This is a genomic window from Rhizobium sp. BK176, from assembly GCF_024808055.1.
Map to the genome: position 1 here is coordinate 308,111 of NZ_JANUBV010000003.1, position 19,244 is coordinate 327,354.

The 19,244-nt window shown below is 60.8% G+C and carries 17 protein-coding genes; 12 read left to right on the plus strand and 5 right to left on the minus strand.

The window, feature by feature from the left end:
* Positions 1-8: 8 nt before the first annotated feature.
* Complete coding sequence (locus tag FHT76_RS14230) at positions 9-569, minus strand: sigma-70 family RNA polymerase sigma factor (protein WP_028827971.1); 561 nt, start codon at positions 567-569, stop codon at positions 9-11.
* A gap of 333 nt (positions 570-902) precedes the next feature.
* Here FHT76_RS14230 and FHT76_RS14235 point away from each other — a divergent pair, with 333 nt between their 5' ends.
* From FHT76_RS14235 to FHT76_RS14255, 5 genes are all read left to right on the plus strand, one after another.
* Entirely contained in the window at positions 903-1,466 is a 564-nt protein-coding gene (locus FHT76_RS14235; protein ID WP_028827970.1) for an invasion associated locus B family protein, read from the plus strand.
* Between the two features lie 227 nt (positions 1,467-1,693).
* Complete coding sequence (rlmN, locus tag FHT76_RS14240; protein ID WP_183863730.1) at positions 1,694-2,926, plus strand: 23S rRNA (adenine(2503)-C(2))-methyltransferase RlmN; 1,233 nt, start codon at positions 1,694-1,696, stop codon at positions 2,924-2,926.
* Positions 2,927-3,020: 94 nt separating this feature from the next.
* Positions 3,021-3,974: an ABC transporter substrate-binding protein gene (locus FHT76_RS14245; protein WP_028827968.1), complete on the plus strand. Its 954-nt coding sequence runs from the start codon at positions 3,021-3,023 to the stop codon at positions 3,972-3,974.
* 122 nt (positions 3,975-4,096) lie between these two features.
* Positions 4,097-4,978 (plus strand): ABC transporter permease, encoded by an 882-nt coding sequence (locus FHT76_RS14250; protein WP_028827967.1) that lies wholly within the window; start codon positions 4,097-4,099, stop codon positions 4,976-4,978.
* Entirely contained in the window at positions 4,975-5,769 is a 795-nt protein-coding gene (locus tag FHT76_RS14255) for an ABC transporter ATP-binding protein (protein WP_016556624.1), read from the plus strand. Before FHT76_RS14250 ends, FHT76_RS14255 begins: the two co-directional genes overlap by 4 nt.
* Before the next feature lie 42 nt (positions 5,770-5,811).
* Here FHT76_RS14255 and FHT76_RS14260 read toward each other — a convergent pair whose 3' ends face one another.
* A complete protein-coding gene (locus tag FHT76_RS14260; protein WP_183863729.1) occupies positions 5,812-6,453 on the minus strand; it encodes a LysE family translocator in 642 nt (213 codons plus the stop codon).
* Between the two features lie 81 nt (positions 6,454-6,534).
* Complete coding sequence (locus FHT76_RS14265; protein WP_183863728.1) at positions 6,535-7,389, minus strand: SDR family NAD(P)-dependent oxidoreductase; 855 nt, start codon at positions 7,387-7,389, stop codon at positions 6,535-6,537.
* Positions 7,390-7,576: 187 nt separating this feature from the next.
* On the opposite strand from FHT76_RS14265, the gene FHT76_RS14270 reads away from it, so the two are divergent.
* A complete protein-coding gene (locus FHT76_RS14270) occupies positions 7,577-8,800 on the plus strand; it encodes an argininosuccinate synthase (RefSeq protein WP_028827964.1) in 1,224 nt (407 codons plus the stop codon).
* A gap of 48 nt (positions 8,801-8,848) precedes the next feature.
* Here FHT76_RS14270 and FHT76_RS14275 read toward each other — a convergent pair whose 3' ends face one another.
* Positions 8,849-10,033, minus strand: coding sequence for a multidrug effflux MFS transporter (locus FHT76_RS14275; protein ID WP_183863727.1), 1,185 nt, complete (start codon positions 10,031-10,033; stop codon positions 8,849-8,851).
* 201 nt (positions 10,034-10,234) lie between these two features.
* Between FHT76_RS14275 and FHT76_RS14280 the strand changes: the two genes are divergently transcribed.
* On the plus strand, positions 10,235-10,876 hold the full coding sequence (locus FHT76_RS14280) for a LysE family translocator (protein ID WP_028827962.1): 642 nt from the start codon (positions 10,235-10,237) through the stop codon (positions 10,874-10,876).
* A 2-nt stretch (positions 10,877-10,878) separates the two neighbouring features.
* On the opposite strand, the gene FHT76_RS14285 is transcribed toward FHT76_RS14280, so the two are convergent.
* Positions 10,879-11,310: a hypothetical protein gene (locus FHT76_RS14285; RefSeq protein ID WP_183863726.1), complete on the minus strand. Its 432-nt coding sequence runs from the start codon at positions 11,308-11,310 to the stop codon at positions 10,879-10,881.
* A gap of 212 nt (positions 11,311-11,522) precedes the next feature.
* Between FHT76_RS14285 and FHT76_RS14290 the strand changes: the two genes are divergently transcribed.
* The 5 genes from FHT76_RS14290 to FHT76_RS14310 all read left to right on the plus strand — a co-directional run bounded on the left by FHT76_RS14290 (position 11,523) and on the right by FHT76_RS14310 (position 19,211).
* Positions 11,523-13,610, plus strand: a complete 2,088-nt coding sequence (locus tag FHT76_RS14290) for a M3 family metallopeptidase (RefSeq protein ID WP_183863725.1) — start codon at positions 11,523-11,525, stop codon at positions 13,608-13,610.
* A 136-nt stretch (positions 13,611-13,746) separates the two neighbouring features.
* On the plus strand, positions 13,747-14,862 hold the full coding sequence (locus FHT76_RS14295; RefSeq protein WP_183863724.1) for an ABC transporter ATP-binding protein: 1,116 nt from the start codon (positions 13,747-13,749) through the stop codon (positions 14,860-14,862).
* The gene (locus tag FHT76_RS14300; RefSeq protein ID WP_259126882.1) at positions 14,855-15,814 is read left to right on the plus strand and encodes an ABC transporter substrate-binding protein; all 960 of its coding nucleotides are present in this window, start codon (positions 14,855-14,857) and stop codon (positions 15,812-15,814) included. Before FHT76_RS14295 ends, FHT76_RS14300 begins: the two co-directional genes overlap by 8 nt.
* Before the next feature lie 10 nt (positions 15,815-15,824).
* The gene (locus FHT76_RS14305; protein WP_183863722.1) at positions 15,825-17,504 is read left to right on the plus strand and encodes an iron ABC transporter permease; all 1,680 of its coding nucleotides are present in this window, start codon (positions 15,825-15,827) and stop codon (positions 17,502-17,504) included.
* A 129-nt stretch (positions 17,505-17,633) separates the two neighbouring features.
* Positions 17,634-19,211, plus strand: coding sequence for an alkaline phosphatase (locus tag FHT76_RS14310; protein ID WP_183863721.1), 1,578 nt, complete (start codon positions 17,634-17,636; stop codon positions 19,209-19,211).
* Positions 19,212-19,244 lie beyond the last annotated feature (33 nt).

The following is a 19,244-nucleotide window of genomic DNA, read 5'->3' on the forward strand; positions in this document are numbered from 1 at the left end:
CCGGCGCGTCAGGTACCCTCGGCCTCAAGTATCTTCCTGAGTTTTCCAAAGGCCAGCCGGATACGGGACTTGACCGTTCCGAGTGGCAGGCCCGTCGCCTCGGCGATCTGTGAATGCGATTGACCGAGAAAGAAGGCGGCGCGCAGCATTTCCCGTTGCTCTTCCGGCAATTGACGAACAGCGGCGCGCACGTTGGCGTCACGGTCGTCGTTCGCGACGATTTCATCTGCGCCGGTTTCCGCAACCGGTCTCAAAGCCGGATCTGCATGATCCAGGACACGCGCATTGGCCCGGCGCTGCAGATCGATTCGGCGGTTGCGGGCAATGCGAAAAAGCCAGGTCGACAGAGACGATCGAGTTGCATCGTAGAGCCCTGCTTTGTGCCAGAGCACGATCATCACTTCCTGGACGAGTTCCTCGGCCTCGCTGCTCGCCATTCTTTGGCGCAACAGCCAGGATTTTAGCCGCGGCGCAAAGTAGTCGAACAGCACGGTGAATGCCTCTTGGTCGCGGCGTTCCGCAACGGCCCTGACGAGGGCGGCGAAGCGCTGTTTCTCCTCGGCATTCATGTCCCGTGCAAAGTCCCCTGCCGCCGCGAATTCTCCAACGGATTTCCAACGCTTATTGACCTACAACGGTTTCTGAAAAGGTCAAACTCTTGCCTGAATCTTTATGTCTTAAATCATTCGTGACGATGGTCTGCGTGCGCACACAGTACTACGCCACCACGGGCGAGGCGCCAGCGCCCGACGTTGACGCTTGGGTGAGAATGGCACAGGCAGGGACTTCTCGCAGTCCCTGTTGACGCTTTGGTAACCTGAATTAAGTCAAAATAAAGCAGATCGTGATTATGCGCCGCCCGTTCGCTTCGGGCTCGAATCGCAAGAACCGGCAGGATATCCATGTTTCGTAAAACTACCGCAATCGCCATTTCCCTCGTTCTCGCCGGCGCCGGCATTGCATCCGCTCAGACCAAGAAGACGCAGCCCGCGGCACCGGCAGCGCAGCAGCAGGCTGCTCCGGCTTCGACAGCGCCGACGCGGATACAGCAGTTCCAGGCCTGGGGTGCCTATTCGTACAAGTCCGGCGCGAGCACCGTTTGCTATGTGTTGTCCGTACCGACGGAAAAGAAACCGGCCAACATCGATCACGGTGACAACTTCTTCATCGTCTCGCAGCGCCCCGGCCAGAACATTTCCTACGAGCCGCAGGCAATGATGGGCTACATCGTCAAGGAAAACTCGAAGATCGATGTCGTTATCGACAACAAGACCTTCGTGATGTTCACCAAGGACAAGGCCGGCTGGGTCGAGAATGCGGCTCAGGAGCCGGCGCTCGTCGCGGCCATGAAGAGCGGCCACTCGATGACCGTCAACGCGACATCGCGCAAGGGAACATCGACGTCGTACAGCTACTCGCTGTCAGGTATCTCCGCCGCACTCAAGCAGGTTGAAGGCTGCAAGTAAGCTTGCTGTCGCGGTAACGAAATTTCAGGAGGCCGGCCTTGCGCCGGCCTTCGTCGTTTCCATCTATAGTGACGCGCGGTGAAAATGATGCTAAAGGCCCGCGCAACAGCGGATAGATCGCGGCTTTGCCGCCGGTTCCGCATTCAATTTCTGCCATCATGCCTGTCGTGCCCGCAAGTCATCTGGCTTACCGGGGCGATCGCATGTTGAATTCGGGATTAGAGACTATGTCCGTCATGGATGCGATGACTGTTACCAAGCCTGCCGGAGTGCTGCCGCAGCTCGACGCCGGCCAGAAGCCCTCGCTGATCGGCCTCAGCCGTGAAGAGATGGGTGCTGCGCTGCGCGAAAAGGGCGTGCCGGACAAGCAGATCAAGATGCGCGTTGCGCAGCTCTGGAACTGGATCTACGTGCGCGGCGTCTCCGATTTCGATCACATGACGAACGTCGCCAAGGACATGCGCGAGATGCTGAAGCGGCATTTCACCATCGCGCGTCCCGAGATCGTCGAAGAACAGGTTTCCAATGACGGTACGCGGAAGTGGCTGCTGCGTTTCCCTCCGCGGGGAGCCGGGCGTCCGGTCGAGATCGAGGCGGTCTACATCCCGGAAGAGGGCCGCGGCACGCTTTGCATCTCGAGCCAGGTCGGCTGCACGCTGACCTGTTCGTTCTGTCATACCGGCACGCAGCGGCTGGTGCGCAACTTGACGGCCGAGGAGATCCTTTCACAGCTTCTCCTGGCCCGTGATCGGCTCGGCGATTTCCCGGACCGCGAAGCGCCGCAAGGCACGATCATGCCGGCGGAAGGCCGCAAGGTCAGCAATATCGTCATGATGGGCATGGGCGAGCCGCTTTACAATTTCGATGCCGTCAAGCAGGCGCTGCTGATCGCAACCGATGGCGACGGGTTGTCGCTCTCGAAGCGCCGGGTGACGCTGTCGACCTCGGGTGTCGTGCCTGAAATCTTCCGGACCGGCGACGAAATCGGCGTGATGCTGGCGATCTCGCTGCATGCCGTGCGCGACGATCTGCGCGATATCCTCGTGCCGATCAACAAGAAGTACCCGCTGAAGGAACTGATCGAGGCCTGCCGGAAGTATCCGGGCCTGTCGAACGCCCGCCGCATCACCTTCGAATATGTGATGCTGAAGGACGTCAACGACAGTCTTGAGGATGCTAAGGGTCTCGTTCAGCTGCTGAAAGGCGTGCCGGCGAAGATCAACCTCATTCCGTTCAACCCGTGGCCGGGCACCAACTATCAGTGTTCCGACTGGGCGCAGATCGAGAAGTTTGCCGATTTTATCAACTCGGCCGGCTATGCCTCGCCGATCCGCACGCCACGCGGCCGCGACATTCTGGCGGCCTGCGGCCAGCTGAAGTCGGAGTCGGAGCGCATGCGCAAGACCGAGCGGCTGGCCTTCGAGGCGATGATGATCGCCAACCATGGCGCGGATGATTGATCAGCAAGTTTGATCCTTCAAACACCTCCTGACGATTGATTTCATGGCCTGCTTTTCCTAGAAGCAGGCCAAAATCATATCTGGAGGATACCCAATGCGTTCAATTCTGCTTGCTGTCGCGGCCACGCTGGCCCTGACCCTGCCTGCCAAGGCAGAAGATGTCACCGTCGCTGTTACGGCGATCGTCGAGCATCCTGCTCTCGATGCAGCGCGCAAGGGCGTCCTCGATGTGCTGACGGCTGCCGGCTACAAGGAAGGCGAGAACCTGAAGTTCATGTTCGAGTCGGCCCAGGGCAACCCGGCAACGGCTGCGCAGATCGCTCGCCAGTTCGCAGGCGAGGGCCCGAACGTTATCGTGCCGATCTCCACGCCATCCGCTCAGGCGGTCGTTTCCGCAACACGCGACATTCCGGTTGTCTTCACCGCCGTATCCGATCCGCTCGGCGCGCAGCTCGTAAAGGATATGGACAAGCCGGGCGGCAATGTCACCGGTCTTTCCGACATGTCGCCGGTTGCCGAGCATCTTGCGCTTATCAAGGAAATCCTGCCGAACGTCAAAACGATCGGCTATCTCTACAACTCCGGTGAAGCCAACTCCGTATCGTTGCTTGCTGTCCTGAAGGCGGAGGCTGAGAAAGCTGGGCTGAAGGTTGTCGAGTCGGCCGCCACCAAGTCCGCTGAAGTGCAGGGTGCTGCCCGTGCACTCGTCGGCCGCGCAGACGCCATCTATATCCCGACTGACAACACGATCATCTCTGCACTCGAAGGCGCCGTCGCTGTTGCCGAAGAAAGCAAGCTGCCGCTCTTCACCGCTGACACGGACTCCGTTTCGCGCGGTGCGATCGCTGCCCTCGGCTTCAACTATTACGATGTCGGCAAGCAGACGGGCGAGATCGTCGTTCGCATCCTCAAGGGTGAAAACCCGGGCGACATTCCGGTGAAGGTTGCTGCCGGCAGCGATCTCGTCATCAACAAGGGCGCAGCGACCAAGATGGGCGTCACCCTGCCGGAAAGTGTCGTGAAGCGCGCAACGAAGACGATCGACTGATCGCCGTATAGTTTTGAGAAACTGGTCATCCAGCCGCTCCCGTTTTACGCGGGGGCGGCTGATGGTATTAAAAGCTTGGACCCGATGACAGGCGGGGCAAGTCAGAGGAAAGGGCAGGAGCCTTGAGTCAGATCGCATTCTGGGGAGCCGTGGAGCTGGGGTTGGTCTATGCCTTCGTCGCACTCGGCGTTTACCTCGCATTCCGTGTGCTGGATTTTCCGGATCTGACGGTTGACGGCTCTTTTCCGCTGGGTGCTGCGGTAACGGCGGTGTTGATCATCGCTGGCGTCAATGCCTGGCTTGCTGCGCTTATTGCGATGGTTGCGGGCGCTGCGGCCGGTCTGGTTACGGCGATGCTCAATGTGCGCTTCAAGATTCTGAACCTGCTTGCATCGATTCTGACGATGATCGCGCTCTTCTCGGTCAACCTGCGCGTCATGGGCAAACCGAACGTCGCTCTGATCAATGCGGATACGATGATCAGTCCGTTTTTTGGCCATGGCCTGCGTGAGTTTTATGTTCGGCCGCTGTTTGTCGGCGTCCTTGTCGTCGTTGCCGTGATCGTCGTTTGGCGTTTTCTTGAAAGCGACTCGGGTCTGGCGATGCGCGCGACGGGTGCGAATGCTCGCATGGCCCGCGCGCAGGGCGTCGACACAAGCCGCCAGATCTATCTCGGCATGGCGATCTCGAATGCGTTGGTTGCCTTCGGTGGCGCGCTCTTCGCGCAAACCAACGGTTTTGCGGACGTTACTTCGGGCGTTGGAACGATCGTCGTCGGTCTGGCGGCCGTCATCATCGGCGAAACGCTGCTCGGTCGTCGTGGCCTGCTGATCGCGCTGGTCGGCTGTGTGCTCGGCTCCATCCTCTACCGTATCGCCATCCAGCTGGCACTCTCGACCGATGTCATCGGGCTGCAGGCATCGGACCTTAATTTCGTGACGGCCGTTCTGGTTACAATAGCGCTCATTCTTCCCCGTCTTCGCCGCGGAGGTGCCGCATCGTGATCACGCTCAAGGATATCAAAGTCGTCTTCGGCAAAGGTACGCCGCTGCAGAAGCAGGCGCTGAACGGCGTCAGCCTGACAATCGAGGAAGGCTCGTTCGTCACGGTTATCGGCTCGAACGGGGCGGGCAAGTCGACGCTGCTCGGCGTTCTTGCCGGCGATGTGCTCGCCAGCGAAGGCCAGGTTCTCATCGGCAAGACCGATGTCACGCGCAAATCAACGGCCGCGCGTGCGGGCCTCGTTGCCCGTGTCTTTCAGGATCCACTGACGGGAAGCTGCGGCTCGCTCTCGATCGAGGAAAACCTTGCACTTGCCGCGCGTCGCGGTGAAAGGCGGGGGCTCGTCTCGGCGCTGGGTCCGAAGCGGCGCGAGCATTTTCGCGAGCGGATCGCCGAACTTAATCTCGGTCTTGAGAATCGGATGCGGGACCGCATGGACCTGCTATCCGGCGGTCAGCGTCAGGCTGTTTCGCTTGTCATGGCGACGCTTGCCGGTTCGGAAGTGCTGTTGCTCGACGAGCATACGGCGGCGCTCGATCCTGGCATGGCCGAGTTCGTCATGGGGCTCACGCAGAAGATCGTCTCGGAGCGCAAGCTGACAACGCTGATGGTCACCCACTCCATGCGACAGGCGCTCGACTATGGCCACCGCACGATCATGCTGCATGGTGGCGAGATCGTTCTCGACGTCAGCGGCGACAGCCGCAAGACGTTGCAGGTCGAAGACCTGATCGCGATGTTCCGCAAGATGCGCGGCCAGACGCTTGACGACGATGCGTTGCTGATCGGCTGACGATAGACAATTTTCCGGGAAGTCAGACTTCCCGGAGATTGCTTAGCGAGCCTGCGTCAGCAGGATTTTTGCCGCGAAGACGGAGAAGACGCCGGCAAAGGTAAAGTCCATGCCGCGCAAAACCTTCTTGTTGTTCTGCAGCCAGCTGGCCAGCCAGTCGGCCGCAAAAACCACAGCAGCGTTGACCGGCATGCCGATCACAATGAAGCAGAAGCCGAGAAACAGCAGCTTCTGCGTCACCGTCGGATCGCCGGCGCTGACGAACTGCGGCAGGAAGGTCATGAAGAAGATGATCACCTTCGGGTTCAAAAGGTTGACCCAGAAGCCCGAGGAGATGTTGGCAAGCGGCGTTCCTGTCGCTGTTTCCACCTTGTTGACCGAAAACTTCGAGCCGTAGCGGATCGCCTGGACGGCAAGCCAAAGCAGATAGGCGGCACCGCCGGTCTTCAGCATCAGGAAGGCGGTCGGCGAGGCGGTGATCAGCGCCGAGACGCCGAAGGCCACCAGCATCGTGTGGACGACGATACCGAGACTGGTGCCGAGCACGACGAACAGCGCCGCCTTCTTGCCCTGCGCCAGAGCGCGGCTGATCGACAGCGTCATGTCTGGGCCGGGCGTTGCCGCAAGCAGCAAAGTCGCAGCAGCAAAGGCGAGAAGCGTGGCAAAGCTGGGCAAAAAGTCCATGTTACACTCTGAGAGCCGGAAAAACGTTGGTTGCTTTTATCCGGCTCTCCGAAAATGTCTAATCAAACCTTCTAATACGACCTATTCCTTGCGTTCGAGATAGGTCTTGAACTTGTCGGCATAATCCTTGTGCCACCGCGACAGCGGCGGACGGTTCTCGATGATGTCACCCATCGCCCAGGCCATGCGGCGCTCGTCCACGGCGCGGGCGACGTCGTTGTCAGGGCAGAGGATGTAGAAGTCGCCGCGTTCCAGGCTTTCAATCATGAAGTCGACGGTCTGTTCCGCGGTCCATGCGGCGGCTGGCTTTTCCGCGCGGTCGCCCTTGGTGAGGCCGGTAAAAACGAAGCCGGGGATCAGCAGGTGAGCGGAGATCTTCGAGCCTTCGGTGTTGCGCAATTCATGCTCGAGCGCTTCGGTGAACACCTTCACGCCGGCCTTCGAGACGTTATAGGCCGGATTGCCGGGTGGCGTAGTGATGCCCTGCTTGGAACCGGTGTTGATGATCAGGCCGGGTTCGCCATGCGAGAGCATGTGCTGGCCGAAGGTCCGCGTTCCGTTGATGACTCCGAGCAGGTTGACGCCAAGGATGCTGTCCCAATCGGCTTGGGCGCTGAAAATCGAGGTCGCCGGGCCGATCCCGGCGTTGTTCATGAGGATATGAACGCGGCCGAAGCGCTGGATCACGGTTCTCTCGAGCGCCTCTAGCGAGTCCTTCTGCGCGACGTCGGTCTCAACGGCGAGCACATGCTCCTCTCCCGATATCGACTTCAGCTCGGCTGCCGCCGCTGCCAACCGGTCGCCGCCGAGATCGGCGATGGCAACGCTCATGCCGGCACGGGCAAAGTGCTTTGCCGCCGCAAGCCCGATGCCCGAAGCACCGCCGGTGATGACGGCGACATTGGATTTCTTGATGATGTCTTGGATTTTCGTCACGGCCAGCCTCTCCTCAGCATTGTGCGGACGCTGGCAGATATGGGTTGCGCTTTCTGCCTGTCAAACATTATCCGAGCCGCGTAGGGCCGCCGTTGCCCTTGCGTCCTGCGCCGATCTCGCTAAAAGTGCCCAGCCATACCGGGCTTGGCGGGCTTGCCGCCGCCCTTTTGCAACGGACCTCATCATCATGGCATCGCACAAAGACGTAAAGAAAGTCGTCCTCGCCTATTCCGGCGGTCTCGACACCTCGATCATCCTGAAGTGGCTGCAGACCGAACTCGGCGCAGAAGTCGTGACGTTCACCGCCGACCTCGGCCAGGGTGAAGAGCTGGAGCCTGCACGCAAGAAGGCCGAAATGCTCGGCATCAAGGAGATCTACATCGAGGATGTCCGCGAAGAGTTCGTGAAGGACTTCGTGTTCCCGATGTTCCGCGCCAATGCCGTCTATGAGGGCGTTTACCTGCTCGGCACCTCGATCGCCCGTCCGCTGATCTCCAAGCACCTGATCGACATTGCTCGCAAGACCGGCGCCGATGCGATCGCGCATGGCGCAACGGGCAAGGGCAACGACCAGGTCCGCTTCGAGCTCTCCGCCTATGCCCTGAACCCCGACATCAAGATCATTGCGCCATGGCGCGACTGGTCGTTCAAGAGCCGTACCGATCTGCTGGCCTTTGCCGAAGCCCACCAGATCCCGGTTGCCAAGGACAAGAAGGGCGAGGCGCCGTTCTCCGTCGACGCCAACCTGCTGCATTCCTCGTCCGAGGGCAAGGTTCTGGAAGATCCGGCCCAGGAAGCCCCCGAATACGTGCATATGCGCACGATTTCTCCGGAAGCGGCTCCCGACAAGGCAACTACCATCAAGGTTGGCTTCGAGAAGGGTGACGCGGTTTCGATCAACGGCGTACGCATGAGCCCGGCGACGCTGCTCGCAACGCTGAACAATTACGGCCGTGACAACGGCATCGGTCGCCTCGACCTCGTGGAAAACCGCTTCGTCGGCATGAAGTCGCGCGGCGTCTATGAGACGCCCGGCGGCACGATCCTGCTTGCCGCGCACCGCGCCATCGAATCCATCACGCTCGACCGCGGTGCCGCCCACCTCAAGGACGAACTGATGCCGCGCTATGCGGAGCTGATCTACTACGGCTTCTGGTTCTCGCCGGAGCGCGAAATGCTGCAGGCGCTGATCGACAAGAGCCAGGAGCATGTCGAAGGCGAAGTGACGCTGAAGCTCTACAAGGGCAATGTCATGGTTACCGGTCGCGAGAGCCCGAAGTCGCTCTACTCCGACAAGCTGGTTACCTTCGAAGACGACCAGGGCGCCTACGACCAGAAGGACGCCGCCGGCTTCATCAAGCTCAACGCGCTGCGCCTGCGCACGCTCGCCAAGCGCAACCTCTCGAAGTAATCGAGAGCAGTCTGCCTGATATCAAAGGCCCGCCTCGTGCGGGCCTTTTCATTGGTCCGTTGTGGTGTGGGAGAGTTGTGCCGTGCGTTGCGAGGCGCGCACGAACCAGACGTAGCTGATGATCGAAATCAGCGCCATGATCGGGATCACCGTTCCAAAGGCGAGCAGTGGCATGCCGATCAACGAACCCGCGACGCCGCCGGCAAAGCCGCCACCCATCTGAATGAAGCCCATCATCGCGGATGCCGAGCCAGCGATATGCGGGAATGGGTAGAGACCTGACGTGGTCATATGCGGGGTCAGGAACGCCAAGCCGAAGGCGAGGAATGCGATCGGCCCCATGATCGAAAGATAGGATGGCGTGACGAAGTGGACTGATAGCGCGATCATGATGCCGGCAAAGCCCAGCAGGCCAAGCCCGACGCGTACGGAGCCGTCGCCGCCCAGACGCGGCGCCGCATAGCGAAGGCACACGGAGCCGAGGAAGTAGGACCCTGATTGCATCAGCATGCCCAAGCCGAAGGCGGTCGGTGACAGACCGACGACCTTGATGAGGATGAAGGGAAGAAGTGTCGCCTGGGCGTAGAGGGCGCCGATCGAACCGCCGAGGACAAGCGAAGCGGAGACGAAGCGGCTTTCGCAGGCAAGCTCCAGATAGGCGCGAAGCAGGGGCCCCGGGAGCGCGCGGCGCGGATCCGGCACGCTCGTCTCGCGCATGAAGACGATCACTCCGAAACAGATCAGCAGTCCGAAGCCGATGAGGAGGAAGAAGACCGACTGCCAGCCAAACGCGGCCAGCGCCAAGCCGCCGACGGTTGGCGCGGCGGCCGGTCCGATGGCGATCATGATGCCGATCAGGTTCATGATGCGGGAGGCTTCGGTGCCGGTGAACTGGTCGCGGACGATGGCGCGCGCCACGGTAATCCCGACGGAGGCGCCGATGCCCTGGATCAGACGGCCGGCAAGCAGCCATTCGATGCCGGGCGCAAAGGCCGCAAGCAGGCTGCCAACCACATAGATGCCGATGAACAGCAGGGTCGCCGCACGGCGGCCGAACGCATCCGAAAGCGGACCAGCAAGCAGCTGCGCAACCGAGAAGCCGGCGAAATAGACGGACAGCGTCATCTTGATCGCCGAGTCCGATGTCTGGAACGCATGGACGAGCTCGGGCATCGCCGGCGTGTAGATCGACATCGAGATCGGGCCGATGGTCGCGAGGAGCGCGCCGAGCATGCTCGTTCGCCGTTCGCTCATCCGGAATGGGGGCATAGGGGTACTCGGTTCTGGTAACATGCGCGGTCAGCGCGAAGGCTGCGGTTTTTCTTCTGTCGCAAGCGGCGTGATCCGGCAATTCAAAAATGTCATGGCCGCCATGACAGCTTGACGCGTTTCGATTGGCGCATAAGCTGCGGCTGTCCTTTCCGGAGTTTCTCGATGACGCAATCCTTGCTCGCGGGCGCCTTTCTGGCTGCCCTTCTCTACGTGCTCATTCCAGGGCCTGCCTTCCTTGCGCTGCTTGGCATCGGCGCCGGGCAGGGGCGTCGAGCAGGCGCCATGTTCGTCGGTGGCCATCTGGTCGGCGATCTGCTGTGGGCGTCGCTGGCGCTGATCGCGATCATTGGGGCGAAGACGATCGGTACTTTCGTCTTCGACGCGCTTGGTCTGCTCTGCGGTTTCTATCTTGCCTGGATCGGCTGGAATGCGGTTCGGGCAAAGCCGAAGGGTGAGGGGCAGGCACTGATGGTGGTGGAGCGGCCGTTCCGCCGCGGCTTGATCTTCGGGGTCACCAATCCGAAGGGATATCCGGTCGCGCTGGCGACATTCACTGCCCTCGTTGCTGGTTCCGCGAGCGCACTGCAGTTCCACACACTGCCCGTGCTGCTGGCAGTTTCGTTCCTGGGCTTCATCGTGGCCGACATGATCCTGATCACAATCATCGGCGCAGGAACGGTACGGCGATTCTACCGCGCGCATGAGCGGCTGATCGTGCGCTGCTCCGGTGTGCTCTTCATGGGCTTTGCCGCGCAGGCGCTCTGGCATGCGACGCCCGGCCTGCTCGGCTGGCGGAAGGCCTGAGATCAGGCGTCGAGGAAGCTGACGACCGAATTCAGCCGTTCTACGGTCTGCGGGTCACCGATCGATGTCGCGATCTGCAGCTGTTCCTTGTAATAGTCCCGAAAATTGAAGCTCGTCGCGTCGGTGACATCCGACAGGTCGAGGATGTTGCCCGACGGGTCGATTGTTCGCATCGGCAGCGGTTCGGAGATAGCAGCATAGGTATCCTGATCGATCGCGCCGGCATCGAAGCTCTGCCTTGCATAGAGGCGTAGTTCGCTGGCGCTGATCGCGGAAAAATCTGGCGCGTTCGCGTTCGTTTCATCGATTTGAAACGACGCTGAGGCCTTTGTCTTTGTGCCGATCTGCTCTTCTAATTCACTGTAATAATTGGAATTATCTTGGTTTCTTTTGAAAAGGAAACTCGGCGAAGACCGCACAGAAAGGATTTCCATGGCGCGTATCCACTTGCAAAAAGATGATGAGTGAAACTACCGCGCGTGGCGAACGTACGTCAATCGTTAACGATTAGTTAATTCTTATGCATCATTTCTTGCCATGAAGTTTTCGCAGTCAGGGCGGGTGATGTGCGTCTGATCGCCAATACCAATTGCGGATGCGCATCCCTATATTGCCTGTTCAGTTGCCTGCCACAAAGGATCTCCGCATGCCTTCCACATCAGAATTCAACCCGGCACTTGTCGAATGGAACGGTCTCCACGGCCTGCCGCGTTTCGACGCTCTCAATGATGGCGACTTTGCTCCCGCCTTCGATGCAGCACTCGCGGCGCACGAGAAAGAGATCGACGCGATCGCGGGAAATCCGGAGGCCCCGACATTCGAGAACACCGTCGTTGCGCTCGAGATCGCGGGTGATGAACTGTCGCGCGTGTCGGCACTGTTCTGGAATCGGGCAGGCGCCCATACCAACGATACGATCCAGGCGCTGGAGCGGGATATCTCGCCGAAGATGTCGCGCCACTATTCCAAGATCGGCATGAATGCGGCGCTGTTTGCGCGTATCGATGCCTTGTGGGAAGCGCGCGAAAGCCTCGGCCTGACGCTGGAGCAAACGCGGGTGCTGGAGCGCCACTGGAAGGGCTTCGTCAAATCGGGCGCGAAGCTGCCAAAGTCCGAGCAGGAGAAGCTCGCGGGCATCAACGAGAAGCTCGCGGGTCTCGGCACCCAGTTCGGCCAGAACGTGCTTGCCGACGAGAAGAGCTGGGCGCTGATCCTTTCCGACGGCGCGGATCTCGATGGTATTCCCGACTTTCTGAAGGATGCGATGGCGGCGGCTGCGCGCGAGCGTGGCGAAGAGGGCAAGTTTGCTGTCACGCTGTCGCGCTCGATCATCGAACCGTTCCTGACCTTCTCGGAGCGGCGCGACCTGCGCGAGCAGGCTTTCAAGGCCTGGGTCTCGCGTGGCGAGAACGATGGCGCTACCGATAATCGCGGCATCATCAGGGATACGCTTGCGCTCCGCGACGAGGTGGCAAAGCTCCTCGGCTATGGCAACTTCGCCGAACTGAAGCTCGACAACACGATGGCGAAGACGCCTGAGGCCGTCAACCATCTGCTTCGGGAGGTATGGGCCAAGGCGGTAAAGCGTGCCGGCGAGGAAGAAGCCGATATCGCCAAGCTGATCGCTGATGAAGGCAAGAACCACGACGTCATGCCCTGGGACTGGCGCCACTATGCCGAGAAGATCCGGGCGCAGCGGTTCAATTTCTCAGAGGCCGAGCTGAAGCCCTACCTGCAGCTGGAGAAGATCATCGACGCCTGCTTCGACGTCGCTGGCCGGTTGTTCGGCATTCGCGCCGTCGAGAAGAAGGGTGTCCCCGCCTACCATCCCGATGCGCGCGTGTTCGAGATCCGCGATCGCGAGGACCGGCTGGTGGCACTCTTCCTTGGCGATTATTTCGCCCGCAGTTCCAAGCGTTCCGGGGCCTGGATGAGCTCGTTCCAGTCGCAGCACAAGCTGCCGCTGAAGAATGGTCGCAGCGGCGAACTGCCGATCATCTACAATGTCTGCAACTTCGCGAAGCCAGCCGAAGGCAAGCCGGCGCTCTTGTCACTCGATGACGCGCGTACGCTGTTCCACGAGTTCGGCCATGCGCTGCACGGGATGCTGTCAAACGTCACATATCCCTCGGTCTCGGGCACAGGCGTTTCCCGCGACTTCGTCGAGCTGCCGTCGCAGCTTTACGAACACTGGCTGACGGTGCCCGCGATCCTGAAGCAATATGCCGTGCACTTCGAAACCGGCGAGCCGATGCCGCAGGCCCTGCTCGACAAGGTTCTGGCAGCACGGACGTTCAACTCCGGCTTCAATACGGTCGAGTTCACCTCGTCGGCGCTTGTCGATATGGCGTTCCATACCCGCGACAAGGTCGAGGATCCGATGGCGGTGCAGAAAGAGGTGCTGTCGGAGCTCGGCATGCCGAAGTCGATCGTCATGCGGCACGCCTCGCCGCACTTCCAGCACATCTTCTCCGGCGGCTATTCAGCCGGCTACTATTCGTACATGTGGTCCGAAGTTCTCGATGCGGATGCCTTTGCTGCCTTCGAGGAAACGGGCGATGCCTTCAATCGCGAGATGGCGGCCAAGCTCAAGGACAACATCTATTCCGTCGGTGGCGCGATCGACCCTGAGGATGCCTACAAGGCTTTCCGCGGCAAGTTGCCGAGCCCGGATGCCATGCTGGTCAAGAAGGGTCTGGCGACCTTCGAAGAACGATCCGGCAGCGACGCCTGAGGCAGCAGGTCGCGCATAATCGATGCGTGAGGGCTAAAGTATTGACGGAAGATGGCATCTTGCCGCTTCGTCACATGACTGTCATTGAAGATTAATAAGCAACCGGCATCGATTTTCAACCGATGCCGGTTTTTTCATGACCCCTCAACCTTCAGAGACCAATGCGGCCGTTTCGACGGCCAGCGTGGAATTGCACTATGGGTCGACGCCCGTTCTGAAGGGTATTGATCTCTCGCTTTCCAAGGGAAAGACGCTGGCGCTGCTTGGGCCGTCCGGCTGCGGAAAGACTACTCTGCTGAGACTCGTCGCGGGATTGCTCGCGCCGACGAGAGGTTCGATCGCGATTGCCGGACGCACAGTTGCCGATGCCGCAAGCGGCGCCTTCTCACCGCCGGAAAAGCGCAATCTCGGCATGGTGTTTCAGGACTATGCGCTCTGGCCGCACATGACCGTTGGCGGCAACGTCTCCTTTCCCCTCGAAATGCGCGGTATCGGCAAATCCGAGCGGGGATCCCGGACAATGCGGGCGTTGGAACGCGTCGGTCTCGGCGCTTATGCCGATCGCCGACCGAGCGATCTCTCCGGTGGTCAGCAGCAGCGTGTCGCGATTGCGAGGGCGATCGTTGCCGAGCCGCAGCTCATTCTCTTCGACGAACCGCTGTCCAATCTCGATCGCGAGTTGCGCGAGAACATGGTCGGCGAACTTGCCGAGCTGATCGCGACGCTCGGCCTGACGGCAATTTATGTCACCCACGATCATAGCGAGGCGCTGACGCTGGCCGACGACGTCGCCGTCATGCGTGGTGGGTTGATCGAGCAGTTGGCATCGCCCGATGAGCTGATCGAGAAGCCGGCAACGCCTGAGGTCGCCGACTTCCTGCGCCTCGGCGGCGTTGCTGAGCTCGAGTATCGTGATGAACACTGGTTCTTCAAAGGCAGCGGCCTCGCCCTGCTGCGCGGTGCCGATGGCGTCGATTGCGCCGTTCGCGTCCTCATTCCCACCGGATCGATCACCGCGGGAGAGATCCTGCCGGGCACGCTTGCCGCAACGGTGCTGCGCTCGCAGTTCCGCGGCGATGGCCATCTGGCGACCGTCTCTCTGGTCGGCGCCGAGACAATCGAATTGCAGGTTTTGAGCCGCGCCAAGCTGCGACCCGGCGAGGGCATCGGTCTGTCGATCGATCCCGGCCAGATCCGGTGGTTCGGCAAAGAGGTTCAGTCGTCCAAAGAGGAGAATTTGGAGCATGTTTAAGTCGTTGAAGAGCATCACTTTCGGCGTTCTCGCCGCAACGCTGATGGCGGGCGTCGCCCACGCCGACATCACGGTCTACACCGCTGGTCCGCAGGGGCTGATCGACAAAATGTCGGCCGGCTTTACCAAGCAGACGGGCGTCAAAGTTAACGTCTTCCAAGCAACGACCGGCAAGGTCATGGCCCGTATCGAGGCCGAAGCCTCGAACCCGGTCGTCGACGTTCTTATTTCGGCTTCCTGGGATACGGCGACCGACTTCGCCAAGCGCGGCTGGCTCGTGTCCTACACCAGCCCGAACGCCGCCAAGGTTCCTGACTTCCTGAAAACCGACACGGCCGTTGCCCAGGGGATCTCGGCGCTCGGCATCGCCTGGAACACCAAGAGCGGCACGCCGAAGCCGGCCGAGTGGGCCGACCTGACGAAGCCTGAATACAAAGACCTCGTCAACATTCCGGATCCGGCGCAGTCCGGCTCGTCCTTCGAGCTGACGGCGGCGCTTGCCGGCCAGGATGACTTCAAGCTCTTCAAGGATCTGAAGGACAACGGCGCCATCATCGCGGGTGCCAATGCCGAGGCTCTGAACCCGGTTCTGCAGGGTGCGAAGGCTGCCGTCTTCGGCGCCGTTGATTACATCACCCTCAATGCCAAGGAAAAGGGCGAGAACATCGATGTGATCTTCCCAGAATCCGGCACTGTTATCGCGCCGCGTCCGGCCATGATCCTCAACTGGTCGAAGAACCAGGATGAGGCGAAGAAGTTCATCGACTACATGCTCTCTGACGAAGGCCAGAAGCTTGTTGCCGACCAGATGCTGATGCCGGCTCGTAGCGACATTCCGGCAAGCCGTCCGCTGATCAGCGATCTGAAGCTGCTGAAGTACGACACTGCTGCTGTCTACGGCAAGCGGAAGGAAACGCTGAAGCAGGTCACCGACACGTTCGGCGGCAAGTAAGGACAGGGCGATGAGGACGAACGATGGTAGCGGCGCTGCGCCGGCCGCCTGGCTGGCGATCGCGGGGTTGATCGTTATCGTCGGCGTTCCATTCATCGCCGTTGTGCTTCAGGGCATCTTTCCCAACCTCGGACAGGGCTCGTTCGCGGGCCCTTTCTCCTCGCTTGTTGCGACACTTTTCGATAGCGCGCTTGTTGGCATGGCCGGGAACACCATTCTGCTCGGCAGTTGCGTGGTGCTGGCCTCGGCGCTGGTGGCGGTGCCGCTCGGCGTGTTTCGGGCGCTCTATCGCATCCCGCTCGCGCCGCTCTGGGATGTGTTGCTGCTCGTTCCGTTCATGATCCCGCCTTACATCGCCACACTTGGCTGGATCATGACGTTGCAACCGCGCGGCTATCTTCAGCAGATCGCGGGATTCAACCTCGCACCCTCTCTTTTTTCGCTGTTCGGCATGACCATGGTCATGGCCTTCAACACTTTTCCCGTCGTCTATTTCGCAGTATCGCGCACGGTCGAGGCTGTTGGTGCGCGTTATGCGGACGTCGGTCGCGTCTTCGGCGCATCGCCGGCGCGGGCGTTCTTTCGGATCACGCTACCACTGTCGGCGCCCGGGCTCGTTGCCAGCCTGATGCTGGTCTTTGCCGCAGCGATCGAGGAATACGGTACGCCGGCAGCGCTTGGTCGTCGCGCCGGCTTCCAGGTGCTGGTCACCGGTATCGACCTGCGGATCTCGGATTGGCCGATCGATCTGCCGGGGGCCGCGATCCTGTCGATCCTGCTTGTCGTCATGTCGCTGCTGACTTTCCTGCTGCAGCGATGGATCCTTGCCCGGCGGTCCTATCAGACCGTGGGCGGCAAACCCGCTGCCAAGGACAAGCGGCCGCTTGGGGCGATGAAGGTTCCCGTGATGATCGCCTTCGCCGTCGTCGCCTTCCTTGCGACGGGCGTGCCGCTGCTCTCGATCCTGTTCACCGCACTGTCGCGCACGATCTCGGGTGGTCTGGCGCTCGACAACATCAGCGTCGAGAACTTCCTGTCCGTCTTCAACAACAGCGCCGGTGCACTGGGCGCGCTTCTCAACAGCTTCTCGCTGGGCATCGGCACGGCGTTGATTACCGGCCTCATCGGCGTATTGGCCGCCTATACTGTGGTCAAGACGAAGATCCGCGGGCGCGTGGCGATCGACACGATGACGATCCTGCCGAATGCGCTGCCAGGCATCGTTGTTGCCGTCGGCCTGATCCTTGCCTGGAACATGCCCTGGCTGCCGGCGACCCCCTACAACACGGCATTTATCCTGCTTCTCGCCTATTGCTGCATCCTGCTGCCGCAGCCCGTGCGTTACACGACGGCGGCATTCCAGCAGATCGGGGACAGCCTGGAAGCCGCGGCTCGGGTCTTTGGTGCAAGCGGAGTGACTGCGTTCCGCCGCATCCTCCTGCCGCTCGTCTTTCCGAGCCTCGCTTCCGCAATGCTGTTGGTCTTTGCGCTTGCGTCGCGCGAACTGGTGGCTTCGGTCGTCGTCGCACCTGTCGGCATGCAGACGATCGCCACCTTCATCTGGCGGCAGTTCGAGCAGGGGTCGATTGGCCTCGGCATGGCGATGGCCTTCATCGCCATCCTCATCACGACGCTTTTGCCGCTTCTGCTGCTGACGCTGCTTCGCCGCAGCGGATTGGTGGCGGAATAGCGCCTCGCCAGCGGCGCTCTCGTAACAAAACTGTCGCTGAAGTTTCGAAAAACGGTCATGCCACCTTCAAGCGAATGACATGACAGCCGCCATAGGTTCGGCCCTCCCGTTAGCCGGATAGACCTTGGCATGACATTGACTGAAACGACCCGTCGACGCTTCCTTTCATCCATGGGCGCCGTTGGCGGATTTGCACTGGCCGGGCTGGCGATGCCCTATTACGCACGCGGCTCGTCCAGTCGCCCAGTCTTTACTGCGGGCGTGCAATCCGGCGATGTCGATGCGAATTCGGGCGTGGTCTGGGCGCAGGTGAGCCGGCCGGCACGGCTCTATGTCGAGTATTCGACGAGCGACCGGTTCGCCAATGCGGTGCGCGTCGCGCCCATTGACGTGACGCCGGATACCAATCTGGCGGGAAAGTTGCTGCTCCAGAATCTCCCTGATGATCAGGAGATATTCTATCGCTTCCGTGCGGCCGACCTGCAGGACGTCAACGATCTGTCGGAGCCGATCCATGGACAGTTTCGCACGGCGCCGGCGGGTAAACGCAACATCCGTTTTGCGTGGTCGGGGGATACGGCCGGCCAGGGCTGGGGCATTGATGACGAGGGGATGCGGACCTATTCGACGATCGCCTACCACCGGCCGGATTTCATGATCCACTCCGGCGACACCATCTATGCCGACAATCCCATTGCCGATGAGGTCAGGCTACGAGACGGTAGTGTCTGGAAGAACCGCATCGTCACCGAAGCAAAGCGCGACATTGCGCAGACGCTCGACCAGTTTCGTGGCCAGTGGGCCTATAATCTGCTCGACGACCATGTGAAGGCGTTCAACGCGGTCTGTCCGGTGTTCTATCAATGGGATGATCATGAGGTGCTGAACAACTGGTCGCCCTCGACCGACCTTCGCGACGATGATCGCTACAAGGAAAAATCGATCGCCACGCTTGCATCCCGCGCAAGCCGTGCCTTTCATGAGATGACGCCAATTCGTTACGTGGCCGATGAGCCGGGCCGGATTTATCGCAAGGTGTCCTACGGTCCACTGCTCGACGTCTTCTTCATCGACCTGCGCTCCTATCGTGGCCCGAACAGTCATGGGCTGGATGTCGAGCCAAACCCGGAGTGTCGGCTTCTGGGCGAGCGGCAGGTGGCGTGGCTGAAGCGCGAGCTGGTGCGCTCGACAGCGACCTGGAAGGTCATCGCCTGCGATCTGCCGATCGGGTTGGTGATCTGGGACGATTACGGTCACCGGACGGGCAGCGAGTCGATTTCCAATGGTGACAATGGCGCCCCGCGCGGTCGCGAGCTTGAGTTTGCCGATCTGCTGCGCTTCATCCGCGATGCCGGCATAGCGAACATGATCTGGCTGACAGCCGACGTGCACTATACGGCTGCGCACTACTACGATCCAGGTAAGGCGAAGTTCCATGAGTTCCTGCCGTTCTGGGAGTTCGTGGCGGGTCCGTTACATTCCGGAACCTATGGTCAGCAGGAACTCGACATGACTTTCGGGCCGCAGGTGAAGTTCATGAAAGCCGCACCTGGCGGTGCGGAGCAGAACCTGCCGCCCTCGGCCGGCATGCAGTTCTTCGGGCTTGTCGACATCGATGGGCAGACCGAGCAACTGACCGTGAGGCTGATGGATCGGAACGATACCGAGCTGTGGCGGACGACGCTCGATCCGCAGATATCGAGTTGACGTCCATGCATGGCAGGCAATCCGGCCTCCCCC

Excerpts from the sequence above, each read along its gene's own strand:
- FHT76_RS14295 (WP_183863724.1), top strand. The coding sequence starts at position 13,747 with ATGACCCCTCAACCTTCAGAGACCAATGCGGCCGTTTCGACGGCCAGC.
- FHT76_RS14260 (WP_183863729.1), bottom strand. The coding sequence starts at position 6,453 with ATGGACTTTTTGCCCAGCTTTGCCACGCTTCTCGCCTTTGCTGCTGCG.
- FHT76_RS14270 (WP_028827964.1), top strand. The coding sequence starts at position 7,577 with ATGGCATCGCACAAAGACGTAAAGAAAGTCGTCCTCGCCTATTCCGGC.
- FHT76_RS14245 (WP_028827968.1), top strand. The coding sequence starts at position 3,021 with ATGCGTTCAATTCTGCTTGCTGTCGCGGCCACGCTGGCCCTGACCCTG.
- FHT76_RS14235 (WP_028827970.1), top strand. The coding sequence starts at position 903 with ATGTTTCGTAAAACTACCGCAATCGCCATTTCCCTCGTTCTCGCCGGC.
- FHT76_RS14230 (WP_028827971.1), bottom strand. The coding sequence starts at position 569 with ATGAATGCCGAGGAGAAACAGCGCTTCGCCGCCCTCGTCAGGGCCGTT.
- FHT76_RS14280 (WP_028827962.1), top strand. The coding sequence starts at position 10,235 with ATGACGCAATCCTTGCTCGCGGGCGCCTTTCTGGCTGCCCTTCTCTAC.
- rlmN (WP_183863730.1), top strand. The coding sequence starts at position 1,694 with ATGTCCGTCATGGATGCGATGACTGTTACCAAGCCTGCCGGAGTGCTG.
- FHT76_RS14275 (WP_183863727.1), bottom strand. The coding sequence starts at position 10,033 with ATGCTCGGCGCGCTCCTCGCGACCATCGGCCCGATCTCGATGTCGATC.
- FHT76_RS14310 (WP_183863721.1), top strand. The coding sequence starts at position 17,634 with ATGACATTGACTGAAACGACCCGTCGACGCTTCCTTTCATCCATGGGC.
- FHT76_RS14285 (WP_183863726.1), bottom strand. The coding sequence starts at position 11,310 with ATGGAAATCCTTTCTGTGCGGTCTTCGCCGAGTTTCCTTTTCAAAAGA.
- FHT76_RS14305 (WP_183863722.1), top strand. The coding sequence starts at position 15,825 with ATGAGGACGAACGATGGTAGCGGCGCTGCGCCGGCCGCCTGGCTGGCG.
- FHT76_RS14290 (WP_183863725.1), top strand. The coding sequence starts at position 11,523 with ATGCCTTCCACATCAGAATTCAACCCGGCACTTGTCGAATGGAACGGT.
- FHT76_RS14300 (WP_259126882.1), top strand. The coding sequence starts at position 14,855 with ATGTTTAAGTCGTTGAAGAGCATCACTTTCGGCGTTCTCGCCGCAACG.